This window comes from Rhodobacter sp. P1_C2 (assembly GCF_056406375.1).
In genome coordinates this window covers 376,315-389,255 of the sequence record NZ_JBFUAG010000003.1, presented here as the reverse complement: position 1 = coordinate 389,255, position 12,941 = coordinate 376,315, and the positions used below count along the sequence as shown (strand labels likewise).

Sequence of the window (12,941 nt, the reverse complement as noted above, 5' to 3'; positions counted from 1 at the left end):
GCGCTGCCCCGCGACGCGCTAGGCTGCCCCGAAAGAACAGGAGAAGACGATGCAGATTTTCGCCGTGATCCTCGCCGCCGTGGCGGCCTATGGGTTCGGGGCCTTCTGGTACATCCGGATGTCGAAACCCTGGATGCAGGCGGCAGGCATCCCGCTGGATGCGACGGGCAAGCCGATGGGCAACCGCAGCCCCTTGCCCTTCATCGTGGGCTTTGTGGCCGAAGTGCTGGTGGCCGGCATGATGCGGCATATCTTCGTCAAGGCCGGGCTCGACACCCTGCCCGAGGGGCTGATGGGCGGCTTCGGCATCGGGACCTTCCTGATCACGCCCTGGGTCACGATGAACTATGCCTTCGCCGGGCGACCCTACAAGCTTGCGCTTCTGGACGCGGTCAATGCCGTGGTCGGCTGCACCATCATGGGCGTGATCCTGTCGCTCTTCCTCTGAAACCCCGGGTCAGAGGGTTTTGAGGAAGGCGTCGATCCCGGCCTGGGCCACGTCCTGATCCTGCGCGGGCGAGCCGGAAGAAACGCCGATGCCGCCCACGACCTCGCCCTTCACCAGAACCGGCAGGCCGCCGCCCACCACCATCAACCTGCCGCCGATCGCCGAGGCGATGCCGTAAGCCGGGGCGCCCGGCTGGCTCGCCGCGCCATATTCATGCGTCGCCTTGCGCGCGGCAGCGGCGGTGAAGGCCTTGTCGATCGCGATGGTGGAGGAGGTGACCTTGCCGCCATCCATCCGCTCGAAAGCCACCAACTGGCCGCTTTCGTCGGTCACGGCGATGCACATTGGCACCCCAATGGCCGTGGCGCGGGCGGCGGCCCCGGCGATCAGGATGCGGGCATCGGCGATATCAAGGCGGGTGATCGTGATCATTGGGCGGCCTCCTGGCTTTGGGTCATGGCGGACTTTGCCATACGGCGGGCGCGGTGCAACAGGGGTTCGGTATAGCCCGAGGGTTGGCTGGCGCCTTGCAGGATCAGATCGCGGGCGGCGTGAAAGGCCAGTCCGTCAAACCCGGGCGCCATCGGCGCATAGGCCGGATCGCCGGCATTCTGGTCGTCGACCCGCAGGGCCATCCGCCGCAGGCTCGCGTCGATCTGCGCCTCGGTGATCAGCCCGTGCAAGAGCCAGTTGGCGAGGAACTGGGCCGAGATGCGCAGGGTCGCCCGGTCCTCCATCAGCGCCACATTGTCGATGTCGGGCACTTTCGAACAGCCGATGCCCTGATCGACCCAGCGCACGACATAGCCGAGGATGGATTGGCAGTTGAGGTCGACCTCATGGCCGATCTCTTCCGCCGAAAGGTTGCGCCCGGTCAGAAGGGGCGGGGTCAGAAGCGCGTCGAGGCTGGCGCGCAACCGTGATGCCAGCGCGGTCTGGCGGGCGGCGACATCGACCTGATGGTAGTGGACCGCATGCAGGGTGGCGGCGGTCGGGCTGGGCACCCAGGCGGTGCTGGCGCCTGCGATTGGATGCGCGGATTTCACGGCCAGCATCTCGGCCATGGCGTCGGGTTTGGCCCACATCCCCTTGCCGATCTGGCCATGCCCCGGCAGGCCGGTGGCAAGGCCCGCATCGACATTGCCGGCCTCATAGGCGGCAAGCCAGGGGCTGTCCTTCATCTCGGCCTTGGGGACCACGGGGCCGGCCTGCATGCAGGTGTGGATCTCGTCCCCGGTCCGGTCGAGAAAACCGGTGTTGATGAAGACTAGGCGCTGCTTCACCGCCCGCATGCATTCCCGCAGATTGGCAGAGGTGCGGCGTTCCTCGTCCATCACGCCGAGCTTTACCGTATGGCGGGAAAGTCCGAGGATATCCTCGACCCGGGCGAACAGCCGGTCGGCAAATGCCACTTCCTCCGGCCCGTGCATCTTCGGTTTCACCACATAGACCGACCCCGCCCTCGAATTGCGCGGGCCGGTGGCACGGCCCAGGTCATGCAGGGCGCAGGCGACGGTGACCATCGCGTCCAGCATGCCCTCGGGCGTTTCGGCCCCGTTCCACAGCACGGCATCGGTGGTCATCAGATGCCCCACATTGCGCACCAGCATGACGGCGCGGCCCGGCAGGGTGAGGGGCGCGCCCTCCGGCGTGGCAAAGCGGCGGTCGGGGTTCAGGCGGCGGTGGATGATCTTGCCGTTCTTCGTCAGCGTCTCGGCCAGATCGCCCTTCATCAGGCCCAGCCAGTTGGCGTAGAGCGCCACCTTGTCGGCGGCATCGACGGCGGTCACGCTGTCTTCGCAATCCTGAATGACGGAGAGGGCGCTTTCCATCTCCACATCGCACAGGCCCGAGGGGCTTTGCGCGCCCACCGGATGGGTGGGGTCAAAGCCAAGCACGATGTGCAGCCCGTGGTTTTGCAACAGGATCAGGCGGCGGTTGCCCTGCTGCCCGGTTCCGGCGAACTGGGCGGGGTTGGCGAGGGGCACGCGCCTGCCATCCGCCGCCTGAACCAAAAGCGCAGCGTCTTCAATGCTATAGGCCAGGGCACCGGCGTGGCTGGCACCTTCAAGCGGCACGGCCTTGTCGAGGAAACCGGCCGTCCAGGCCACGACCTCTGCCGCGCGGGCGGGGTTCAGACCGGCGCCGGCAGGCTTCGTTCCCATCGCGTCGGAACTGTAAAGCGCGTCGTAAAGACTGCCCCAGCGCGCGTTCGCGGCATTCAGCGCAAAGCGGGCGTTGGAGACCGGCACCACCAGCTGCGGTCCGGAGAGCGTGGCAATCTCGGGGTCCACCGGGCCGGTCTCGATGCGGAAAGCGGGGCCTTCCGGCACGAGGTAGCCGATGTCGGTGAGAAAACCGCGCCATTCCGCAGCGTCCAGCGGCGCACCGCGTCGGGCCGCAAGCCAGGTGTCGATCTCGGCCTGCAGCGCCTCGCGCCGCGCCAGCAGGCGGCGGTTTTCCGGGGCCAGATCGGCCAGAAGTGCAGCATAGCCCGCCCAGAAGGTCCGGGGCTCTACCGCCGTGCCGGCCAGCACCGCACCTTCGATGAAGGTTGCAAGAGAGGCATCAACGCGCAATCCGGCGCGGGGAAGGTAATCTGGCATGGCGGGTCTCCGAACTATGGCAAGACCGCTATAGGCTTGCCCTTGCCCCGCGGCCAAAACATCCGCAAAGCTTTCCACCATGTGGAAAGGGGCTGCCGGATGGGGAAAGATTCCGAAGCGCAGGGCGTCCAGTCGGTGGAACGCGCCTTGCGGATCCTAGAGGCGCTTGCCGCAAGGACCGAGGGGGTGCGCCTGTCGGATCTGGCGCGCAGCCTGGATCTGGCGGTCTCTACCACCCACCGCCTGCTGACCACGCTGGAACAGCGCGGCTTTGCCCAGGCCTCGGCCGAAAGCGGGCTTTGGGTCGTGGGGCGGCGGGCCTGGTTCGTCGGCTCTTCCTATGCGCGAAGGGTGAATTATGCCGCCGTGGCGCTGCCCTATCTGCGCCGCCTGCGCGATGCGACGCGCGAGACGGCCAACATGGGCGTGCTGGATGATGGCGAGGTGATCACCCTGGCCCAGGTCGAAAGCCGCGAGATCATGCGCGCCATCGCCCCGCCCGGCGGGCGCGCCCCGGTGATCAATTCGGCCATGGGCAAGGCGATGATCGCGGCCTGGCCGGATGAGGCGATTGTGGCTCTGATCCGGCGGAACGGCCTGCGTCCGCTGACCGCGACCAGCCTGATGAAGACCGAGGATGTGCTGGAGGAAATCGCCCGGATCAGGGTCGAGGGCTATGCCGTGGATGACGAGGAATTCGTCACCGGCATGCGCTGCGTTGCGGCCTCGGTCCTGTCGGCCGAGGGAGAGCCCTTGTTCGCCATCTCGATCTCGGGCCTCGCCGCACGGGTCACGCCGGACCGCACCGCCCGTTACGGCCAGACGGTCCGTGCCATTGCAGAACAGCTGTCAGCGGCGATCGAGGGATAGCGCCGGGGCGGCTTCAGTGCCCCGACGCCACCGGCCCGCCCGGTTTGCGCATCAGCAGCGCAAAGCCCGAGAGCGAGGCGAAGAGGAAGGCCAGAAGGAAGAAGACGTCGATGAAGGACAAAAGCCGCGCCTGTTGATTGACCTGCGCCATCATCTGCGCCAGCGCCGCCTTGTGCCCATCCAGACCCTTGGCCGAAAACGCCTGCGCCATCGTGTCCAGCTGATGTGCCACCGCCGGATTGGACCAGCTGACATCATCGGCCAGCCGGGCAAAGTGCAACCGGCCCCGGTCCACCAACTGCGTATTGATCAGCGCCAGCCCGACCGCCCCGCCAAGGTTCCGCGTCAGGTTGAAGAGGCCGGAGGCATTCTTCATCCGCTCGGGCGGCAGGGTGCCAAGCGCCAGGTTGTTGACCGTGACCATGCAGAGCATCAGGGACACGCCGCGCAGGATCTGCGGCAGGAACAGCTCGCGGAAGTCCCAGTCGCCGGTCAGGCCGGTCAGCATCCAGCTGCTGACGGCAAAGCCCAGAAGCCCGATCATGATCATGATCCGCATGTCGACCTTGCGCGCCAGGATGCCGGCAAAGGGGGCGGTGAAGAACATGGCCAAGCCGCTCACGAACATCGTCTCGCCGATCATCATGCTGTCAAAGCCGCGGATCTGGCCGAGGTAGAGCGGGTAGAGATAGGTCATGCCATAAAGGCCGGACCCCATCACGAAAGAGAAGGTCGAACCGAAGGCGAAGTTCACGTCCTTGAACGCGCGCAGGTCCACCACGGGCTCTTCCGCCGTCAGCACCCGCCAGAAGAAGGCCACCGCGCCGATCACCAGCGTGATCGAAAAGAAGAACACCGTCTCGTCATTCAGCCAGTCGTTGCCCGGGCCCTCCTCCAGCACATATTGGAACGAGCCGAGGAAGGCGACCATGGCCACAAGTCCGGTCCAGTCGAATTTCTTGAACAGGGCGAAGTTCGGCTTGTCGAAGTCGACCAGCATCCAGACGGCAATCGTGACCGCAATGCCCGGCGGCACGTTGACGAGGAACAGCCAGTGCCAGGACAGGGTATGGCTGAGATAGCCGCCGATGGTAGGGCCGACGGTGGGTGCCAAGGTCGCCACCAGCCCGATGATCGGCGAGACGATGGCCTGTTTCGACTTCGGAAAGATCGTGAAGGCGGCGGTGAAGACGCTGGGGATCATGCCGCCGCCGAGGAAGCCCTGCAGCGTGCGGTAGACGATCATCTGGTCGATGTTGGAGGCCGTGGCGCAAAGAAAGCTCGAGGCGGTGAAGCCTGCCGCTGCCACGGTGAACAGGATCCGCGTCGACAGCACCCGGCTGAGGAACCCCGACAGCGGGATCATGATCACCTCGGCGATGAGGTAGGCGGTCTGAACCCAGGAAATCTCGGAGGAACTGGCGCTGAGGCCGGCCTGAATCTCGGCCAGTGATGCCGAGACGACCTGAATGTCGAGAATCGCCATGAACATGCCGAAGACCATCGCCAGGAAGGCAAAGACCTTGCGCTTGCTGATGGTCGTGGGGGCGGCGGGGCCAGCCATGATGCGAAAGCCTTATTTGTCTGCCGTACCGGTGCGGCTGTCGATGTCGATCACGACGCTCAGCCCGGCGCGCATCTTGCCGCTGGCCAGAACGTCGGCCGGCAGGCTGATCCGGACCGGAACGCGTTGCACGACTTTGGTGAAGTTGCCGGTCGCGTTCTGAGCCGGCAGCAGCGAGAACATCGAGCCCGTCGCGGGCGAGATCGAGGTGACCGTGCCGGTGAATTCCTGACCCGGCAGGCCATCGACGGCGATTTTCGCCGTGGCGCCGGTCTTGATCCCGTCCAGCTGGGTCTCCTTGAAGTTCGCCTCGATATAAAGCTGATCGGTCGGCACGATGGCGCCGAGGATCTGGCCGGGGCTGACCAGGTCGCCCTGTTGCGGCGTCAGGTTGGTGAAGGTGCCGGCATAGGGCGCGCGCAATAGGGTCAGGTCCAGGTTGCGCTGGGCCTGTTGCACGGCGAGGTCAAGGGCGCGCATCCCGCTTTGGGTTTCGGCATATTCGGCCTGCATCACCGCGACATTCGCCTCGGCGCTGGTGATCTTGGCCTCGGCCCCGGCGAGATCGGCGGTGGCCTGCGCCAGTGCCGCATCGGCCGAATCGACCTGGGCCCGCGTCGCCGCATTGGAGGCGGCAAGGCTGCGGGCGCGGTCATCGACCAGCTTGGCATTCTTCAACGCGGCGATCATCGCGTCCTTGTTGGCCTGTTCCTGCAGCACGGCGGCCTTGGCAGCCTGGGTCTGGGCGTCGATCCGCTTCAGGGTCTCGGTCTGGGTCGCGATCTTGCTTTTCGCCAGATCCAGCGCAATGCGGTAATCGCCGTCATCGAGACGCACCAGCACATCGCCAGCCTGAACCTTCTGGTTTTCCTGCACCGGAATCTCGCTGACATAGCCTTGGATCTTGGCCGAGACCTGCGCGATGTTGCCCTGCACATAGGCGTCATCGGTGGAGACCATGAAACGACCATCCATCCAGTAGTCGCGGCCATAGGTCGCGCCAAAGCCGACCAGCGCCAGCGCCACGATGCCAAGGATCACGGTCTTGCGCCGGCTCTTCGGCTTGGCGGGTTCGGCGGCTTTCGGCGGCGCCTCTGCCACGGGTGCGGCAGGGGGAGCGACGGGGGGCGCGACGGGGGCTTGCGTCTCTTTCAACGCGGGCGACTGAACGGCGGGGGTCTGGACAAGGGCAAGGCGCGCATTGCCGGTTCCGACGTTGGGCTGGGGTTGATCATCAAGCGACATGTGTCTATCTCTGTCCAGATCGAACTGATTGGTTCGGTTCAGCAGGTAGGACGGGTGCGCGGCAAAATCAACTGAAATCGAACCGCTCAGTTCGATTTATTTACAGAAAGTGTTCTGATGACCGATCCAGACGTTCCGGTGGCGCGCGACTGCCCCAAGAAGCCGATGGCGGCGACCGGGGGGCGCTGTGCCGCAGGGCAGGATGTGAACAAGCGCGAGCAGATCCTGTCGGGCGCGCATCGGGTGTTTTCCTCGATGGGCTATGACGCCGCCAGCATGAACGACATCACGCGCGAGGCGCAGGTGTCCAAGGGCACGATCTATGTCTATTTCAACAGCAAGGAAGACCTGTTCGAGGCGCTGATCGAACGCGAACGCGCCGTGCTTTTCGCCGGGGTCGAGGCGGCGCTGCAAGGCAGTGGCACGCTGGAAGAACGGCTGCAGCGCCTTGCCGCGGCGGTGATCCGCATCCTCTGCTCGGACACGGTGATCCGGGCGCATCGCGTGGTGATCGGGGTCAGCGAAAGGATGCCCGAACTTGGGATGCGCTTCTTCGATCGCGGCGCGGCGCGGACGGTGCGGCTTTTGGCTTCGGTCCTGCAGACCGAGATCGACAAGGGCATCCTTGCCATCCCCGATGTCGACTTCGCCGCCTCGCAATTCGTCGAACTCGCGACCGCGGGCCTGTTCCGCCGGCGTCTTTTCGGCAAGGTGACGACCCTGCCGACCGAGGCGGAAATCACCCGCAATGCCACCAGCGCCACCGCGATGTTCCTTGGCTACTATGGCGCCCGCGAGGGCTGAGCTGGCCTCCGCCCTCAGTCCCGCGGGCGGGCGAGGCAGGTCGTCCAGACCGCGAGGAACAGCGCTGCCATCACCGGCCCGGTGATGAAGCCCTGCATGCCGAAGGTGGTGATCCCGCCGAGGGTCGAGATCAGCACCAGGTAATCCGGCATCCGCGTCGCCTGCCCGACCAGCCAGGGCCGCACGATATTGTCGATCAGGCCTACGACCAACACACCATACAGCGTCAGCGCAAGGCTGTGCCAGATCATGCCCTTGGCCAGGAAATAGATCGCGACCGGCACCCAGACCAGCGCCGCGCCGAAGACCGGGAACAGCGACAGCACCGACATCAGCACCATCCAGAGCAGCACGGCATGGACGCCCAGCACCCAGAAGCCAAGGCCCGCCACCGTGCCCTGCAACAGCGCCACGACGATATCGCCGCGCACCGTGGCGCGCACCACGACGGTGAAGGTCTGCAGAAGGTCGTCGAGCAGGCTGCGCTCCATCGGGATGGCGGCCTTGATCCGGGCCAGCACCAGGTCGCCGTCGCGGAACAGGAAGAAGGTCAGGTAAAGCATCACGCAGAGTTCGACGACGGCCCCTGCCGTGCTTCGGCCGAAGGTCAGGAAGGCGGTGCCATTTGCGGCGAGCCAGTCGCTGGCGGCGGCGGGGATGCCGTCCTGCAGTGTAGTCAGGTCGCTGATGCCAAAGCGCAGCAGCATGTCCTTGCTCCAGCCGGGCAGGATGTTCATCAGGTCCTGGAACATCGCATGCAGGTCGATCTGGCCGGACTTCACCGCCTCGACCAGCGAGGTCGCCTCGCGCACCACGGCGGCCAGGATCATCAGCATCGGCAGGATGATCACCAGCACGATGCCGAGGACCATCGCGACCGAGGCGAGGTTGCGCCGCCCGCCCATCCGGGCCTGAAGCCGCCGCGACATCGGGTCGAAGACGATGGCCAGCGTGACGGCCCAGAAGATCGCGCCGAAGAGCGGCCAGATCATCCAGGCAAAGCCGAGGCTCACCGCGATGAGGAGGGTGGTGAAGGTCTTGCTGTTTGGCACTTTCGCCCTCCGTCGCAGAAGGCCCTTGCGGGTCCGGGTCAAAGTAGAAGGCGGTTTCGCGGCGATTTACAAGGGCTTGGTCAGGGGGCGTGGGGCCGGATCATACGAAGAGATAGGGCAGAAACACCAAGACCCCCACGACCGCCGCCCCGATGGCGGTGATCAGGACGCAGGCCGCCGCCAGATCCTTGGCATCGCGGGCAAGGCTGCTCCACTGCGGGCTGGCCAGATCGACGGCCCGCTCCACCGCCGTGTTGATCGCCTCGGCGGCCAGGACGGCGGTGATGGCCAGGACCAGAAGCGCCCAGTCCCCGCCGCTGATCCGCAAGACCCAGCCGAGGGCGACGACAAAGACCGCCGCCGCCAGATGAATCCGCGCATTGGGCTGAGCCAGCAGCAGCCAGATCCCGCGACCCGCGTGGCGGAAGGAGGCGAGGCGCTGGCGGACCGCGCGCATCCTAGGCCGCGAAGCTCAGGCTCTGCCAGGGCGCGCTTCCCGGCAGGCCCAAGCGGAACCGCGCCCCCACCTCGGCGCCCAGCCGGAAGACGACCGTGCCGAAGGTCTGGCTGCGGTGCGGGGCATCGGCCACCATGCACATCGGCAGGCTTTGATCCGACAGCAGCGCCTCGACCTCCGCTGCGGTGGTCGTGGCACGGGCCCGGCCCTGCAGGCAGGCGAGCCTCTGTTCGGAATTGGCAATCCTGCCGCGCCCGGTCAGAAGCGCCAGCGCTGCGCCATCCAGATCGGCGCTGCGCAGCGGGTGGTTGGTGTGGAGCAGAAGGTGCCCTCCCGCGCTGCTGGTCACCGCCCCCCCGGCGCTGCATTCCAGCCCGGTCACGCCAAAGGCATCTGCCACCGCGTAATGCTGCCCGCTGGCATGGGACAGGCCGCGCAGCACCGCCAGGGCCTCGGCCGCGCTGCGCCGGGCGAGGGCGGCGCGCAGCACGAAGGCCACCGGCATCGCGCCGGTCTGGTGGCGCAGCATCAACAGCGTGTTGACGCAGATCGCCACCCCGGCGCGGTTCACCCCGGTCAGCCCGATCATGCCCGCCGCGCTCAGCAGCAGCGTCTCGGGCAGGTCGGGGCCGCTGAGGCGCAGGATGACCTGCGCGCCGTCCATATCGGCGGGCAGGTCCATGTTCTGTGCCAGAACACTTTCCCCCGCGCCCGCAACACCGATCAGGCTGCAGCCCGGCTCGGCCCGGGCCGGCGGGGCGAGGTCATACCACCATTGTTCGTCCATCAGGTTATAGGCGGCGATCAGACCCTCGGGCACGCCGGCACCCAGCGCAATGCCGCGCACCTCTTCGGCCAGATCGGGCAGCTGGCGGCGCACATGGGCGAAAAGCCCGGTGCGCGACAGGAAGCCTTCGGCATAATCCGCGATCCGCATCCTGCCGGGCAGGGCCGAAAGGGTCGCCGCCTCCCACCGGGCCAGCGCCGCGCCGATCAGGTCGCGGGCGCTTTCGCCATGGGCAATCCCGCGCGCAAGGCCGGTTCCGTGACAGTCGATGACAGGCATCCGCCCGATCCTTTCACGCGCCGGAGGAGGCGTTGCGGTCTTTCGGCAGGGTCATCTGGGTCTGGATCACCTGCGCCGCCAGCTTGCCGTCGCTGCGCAGGATCGAGGTCTGCCAGACCTCGGTCTTGCGGCCCTGATGCAGCGGCACGGCAATGGCGCGCACGAGGTCCCCCTCGGGGATCGAGCGGAAGAAGTTGGTCTTGCTTTCCAGCGTCGTGGTCATCGCCCCCTCCTTCAGCCCAAGGCTCGCCGCCACGCCGCCGACATTGTCGGCGAGCGCCATGATCGCCCCGCCATGCAGCACGCCATTGCGGTTCATCAGGTTCGGGCTGGCGCGCATCTCGGCCTCCACCCGGTCGGGCGCGGCAGAGACGATGCGGATGTCCAGCAGCAGGGCGAAGGGCGGCTGAAGCAGGGCATCAGGCGGGATCGGGGTCTGGTTGGTCATGGGGAAGTGCCTTGTCGTTGCCCCGCGCAGTCAAACGGGGAAGCAGGTCGCTGTCAATCGCGCCGCACCACCCGGGGTCTTGCGGGGAGGGGCGGCGGGGGCGCTGCAATGCTGTGCAATCTGATGCGCCAAATGCGGCGGAATCGGTCGGAAATCGCTTCTGCGCTTGTCTTCCCCGGGCCGCTCTGTTTGGATCCCGGCCGAAAGCAGGGGCGCTTGCCCTGGCTCCATCACCCACGCTCGCCCTCCAGAGAAAGACAAGGGACTACCGGCATGACGACCTATGTTCTGACCGTGCATTGCACCTCACGCCGCGGCATCGTGGCCGCGATTTCGACCTATCTTGCCGACAAGGGGTGCAACATCACGGATGCCGCGCAGTTTGACGACGATCTGACCGGCATGTTCTTCGCTCGCATCTCCTTCCGCGCCGAAACCGGTGCGACGCCCGAGGCGCTGCGCGACGGCTTTGCCCCGGTGGCCGAGGCCTTCGGGATGGAATGGGCGCTGCATGCCGGCAAGGACCGGATGAAGGTGCTGCTGATGGTGTCGAACTTCGGCCATTGCTTGAATGACCTTCTCTACCGCTGGCGCATCGGCGCGCTGCCGATCGACATCGTGGGCGTGGTGTCCAACCACCTGACCTATCAGAAGGTCGTGGTGAACCATGACCTGCCCTTCCACCACATCAAGGTGACCAAGGAAAACAAGGCCGAGGCCGAGGCGCGTCTGTTGGCCGTGGTCGATGAGTCCGGGGCCGAGCTGGTGGTGTTGGCGCGTTACATGCAGGTTCTGTCGGATGCTTTCTGCCAGCGCATGTCGGGGCGGATCATCAACATCCACCACTCTTTCCTGCCGTCGTTCAAGGGCGCCAATCCCTACAAGCAGGCCTATGAGCGTGGGGTGAAGCTGATCGGGGCCACCGCCCATTACGTCACCGCCGATCTGGACGAGGGTCCGATCATCGAACAGGACACCGTCCGCATCACCCATGCCCAAAGCGCCGAGGATTACGTCAGCCTCGGCCGTGATGTCGAAGCGCAGGTCCTGTCGCGCGCGATCCACGCCCATATCCACCACCGCGTCTTCCAGAACGGCAACAAGACCGTGGTCTTCCCGGCCTCGCCCGGTTCCTACGCGTCGGAACGGATGGGCTGAGGCGCCTTCCTTTGGTCTGCGGAAAAACCCGGTGCCAAGGCGCCGGGTTTTTTCATTCCCCGCACCACTGCGCCAAAGAGGCGGAAAGCAGCCCCGCATCCTCCACCGTGCCGATGACCGCCAGCAGGTTGCTGGTGCCATGACCCTCGGGCAGAACCTCAGGGGGCTGCACGCTGTGGCGCACGGTCTGGATCAGAAGCCGCCCGGCCGGGCTGTCCACCACGCCCTTGATCCGCAACAGCCGGTCGCCGTGGCGGTGGAGAAGTGCGGAAAGCCAAAGCGAAAGCGCTGCCCAATCCGCCCCGGGTGGCAGGGCTAGGGTCAGGGCGTGCAATGGGGTCTCGGCAGCGGTGGGCAGATCCAGCGGCAGCGCCTTGCCCTCCGGCAGGGCGACAGGCTGGCCCGCCACGGCGGCGGAGATTTCGGCCATTGGGTTGATCCGGCTGAGGGTCGCCGCCAGCCGCGCCACCCGGTCGGAGGCAACCGCATCGGTCTTGGTCAGGATCAGCCGATCCGCCGCCCGCATCTGCGCCAAAGCGAGGGGCGACATCGTCGCGCCAAGAAGCCCGTTCACCGCATCGACCAGAACCACAGTGCCGGTCATCCGGATGTGATGCACCAGAACCGGGTCGGCGGCGATGGCCGCCAGAACCGCCGCGGGATCGGCGAGGCCCGAGGTTTCCAGCACCAGATCGGCGATCTGCTCCCCCCTGCTGCGCCGGTCGACCAGATCGCGCAGCACCGCCACCATGGCGCCACGCCCCTCGCAACAGGCGCAGCCGCCGGCAAGTTCGGTGATCCCGGCGGCCCCGGAAAGCAGGGCATGGTCGACCGAAACCCCCGCAGCCTCGTTCACCACGACATGGGCACGCAGCCCATGGTGCAGCTGGTGGCGCAGCCAAGTCGTCTTGCCCGCGCCGAGAAAACCGCCAAGCAGGTTCAGCGGCAGGCGGCCATCAGCCATGCAGCACATCAAGCGGACGGCCCGCCAGACGTTCGACCGTGGGCCAAAGGTCGTCGGGGCGGATGACGATCTCACTGGCGCCCGAGAGGGTCGAGAGGGTGATCCCCTCGGTCACGCCATCGTCATGCGCGGTCAGCCCATAGGGCCGCAGCACCCGGGCCAGAACCTCCGCCCGGCGAAAGCGGGCGCGCAGGCGGTCGTGTGGCGTCATGAGCCCCGCATCCGTCCAATGCCCGGGCCGGGCCGGAAAGCCGCAGGC

14 protein-coding genes are annotated in these 12,941 nt (G+C 66.5%); 4 read left to right on the top strand and 10 right to left on the bottom strand.

Translation table 11 applies throughout. The features are described 5' to 3' along the window. The first annotated feature begins 49 nt into the window (after window positions 1-49). Window positions 50-448: a DUF1761 domain-containing protein gene (locus tag AC1DZT_RS06815; RefSeq protein WP_478005859.1), complete on the top strand. Its 399-nt coding sequence runs from the start codon at window positions 50-52 to the stop codon at window positions 446-448. A 9-nt stretch (window positions 449-457) separates the two neighbouring features. On the opposite strand, the gene AC1DZT_RS06810 is transcribed toward AC1DZT_RS06815, so the two are convergent. Together AC1DZT_RS06810 and AC1DZT_RS06805 are read right to left on the bottom strand one after the other, a co-directional pair. After that, window positions 458-880 carry a GlcG/HbpS family heme-binding protein gene (locus AC1DZT_RS06810; RefSeq protein WP_478005858.1) on the bottom strand — a complete coding sequence of 141 codons (423 nt, stop codon included), beginning with the start codon at window positions 878-880 and terminating at the stop codon, window positions 458-460. After that, window positions 877-3,054: a malate synthase G gene (locus AC1DZT_RS06805; protein ID WP_478005857.1), complete on the bottom strand. Its 2,178-nt coding sequence runs from the start codon at window positions 3,052-3,054 to the stop codon at window positions 877-879. The genes AC1DZT_RS06810 and AC1DZT_RS06805 overlap by 4 nt, the downstream gene beginning before the upstream one ends. Window positions 3,055-3,153: 99 nt before the next feature. Here AC1DZT_RS06805 and AC1DZT_RS06800 point away from each other — a divergent pair, with 99 nt between their 5' ends. Next, window positions 3,154-3,924, top strand: a complete 771-nt coding sequence (locus tag AC1DZT_RS06800) for an IclR family transcriptional regulator (protein ID WP_478005856.1) — start codon at window positions 3,154-3,156, stop codon at window positions 3,922-3,924. 13 nt (window positions 3,925-3,937) lie between these two features. Here the strand turns inward: AC1DZT_RS06800 and AC1DZT_RS06795 are convergent, their stop codons facing one another. Continuing rightward, window positions 3,938-5,488: a DHA2 family efflux MFS transporter permease subunit gene (locus AC1DZT_RS06795; protein WP_478005855.1), complete on the bottom strand. Its 1,551-nt coding sequence runs from the start codon at window positions 5,486-5,488 to the stop codon at window positions 3,938-3,940. A gap of 12 nt (window positions 5,489-5,500) precedes the next feature. Next, on the bottom strand, window positions 5,501-6,733 hold the full coding sequence (locus AC1DZT_RS06790; RefSeq protein ID WP_478005854.1) for an HlyD family secretion protein: 1,233 nt from the start codon (window positions 6,731-6,733) through the stop codon (window positions 5,501-5,503). Between the two features lie 117 nt (window positions 6,734-6,850). On the opposite strand from AC1DZT_RS06790, the gene AC1DZT_RS06785 reads away from it, so the two are divergent. Next, the gene (locus AC1DZT_RS06785) at window positions 6,851-7,537 is read left to right on the top strand and encodes a TetR/AcrR family transcriptional regulator C-terminal domain-containing protein (RefSeq protein ID WP_478005853.1); all 687 of its coding nucleotides are present in this window, start codon (window positions 6,851-6,853) and stop codon (window positions 7,535-7,537) included. 14 nt (window positions 7,538-7,551) lie between these two features. Here AC1DZT_RS06785 and AC1DZT_RS06780 read toward each other — a convergent pair whose 3' ends face one another. The 4 genes from AC1DZT_RS06780 to AC1DZT_RS06765 form a co-directional block, all read right to left on the bottom strand. Further along, window positions 7,552-8,589 carry an AI-2E family transporter gene (locus AC1DZT_RS06780; protein WP_478005852.1) on the bottom strand — a complete coding sequence of 346 codons (1,038 nt, stop codon included), beginning with the start codon at window positions 8,587-8,589 and terminating at the stop codon, window positions 7,552-7,554. A 100-nt stretch (window positions 8,590-8,689) separates the two neighbouring features. After that, window positions 8,690-9,046, bottom strand: coding sequence for a diacylglycerol kinase family protein (locus tag AC1DZT_RS06775; protein ID WP_478005851.1), 357 nt, complete (start codon window positions 9,044-9,046; stop codon window positions 8,690-8,692). A gap of 1 nt (window position 9,047) precedes the next feature. Next, a complete protein-coding gene (locus tag AC1DZT_RS06770) occupies window positions 9,048-10,112 on the bottom strand; it encodes a C45 family autoproteolytic acyltransferase/hydolase (RefSeq protein ID WP_478005850.1) in 1,065 nt (354 codons plus the stop codon). 13 nt (window positions 10,113-10,125) lie between these two features. After that, the gene (locus tag AC1DZT_RS06765; RefSeq protein ID WP_478005849.1) at window positions 10,126-10,560 is read right to left on the bottom strand and encodes a PaaI family thioesterase; all 435 of its coding nucleotides are present in this window, start codon (window positions 10,558-10,560) and stop codon (window positions 10,126-10,128) included. A gap of 273 nt (window positions 10,561-10,833) precedes the next feature. Between AC1DZT_RS06765 and purU the strand changes: the two genes are divergently transcribed. Then, window positions 10,834-11,718 (top strand): formyltetrahydrofolate deformylase, encoded by an 885-nt coding sequence (purU, locus tag AC1DZT_RS06760; RefSeq protein WP_478005848.1) that lies wholly within the window; start codon window positions 10,834-10,836, stop codon window positions 11,716-11,718. A 52-nt stretch (window positions 11,719-11,770) separates the two neighbouring features. Here purU and AC1DZT_RS06755 read toward each other — a convergent pair whose 3' ends face one another. After that, window positions 11,771-12,682: a GTP-binding protein gene (locus tag AC1DZT_RS06755; protein WP_478005847.1), complete on the bottom strand. Its 912-nt coding sequence runs from the start codon at window positions 12,680-12,682 to the stop codon at window positions 11,771-11,773. Continuing rightward, a complete protein-coding gene (locus tag AC1DZT_RS06750) occupies window positions 12,675-12,893 on the bottom strand; it encodes a hypothetical protein (protein WP_478005846.1) in 219 nt (72 codons plus the stop codon). The genes AC1DZT_RS06755 and AC1DZT_RS06750 overlap by 8 nt, the downstream gene beginning before the upstream one ends. Between the last annotated feature and the right edge of the window lie 48 nt (window positions 12,894-12,941).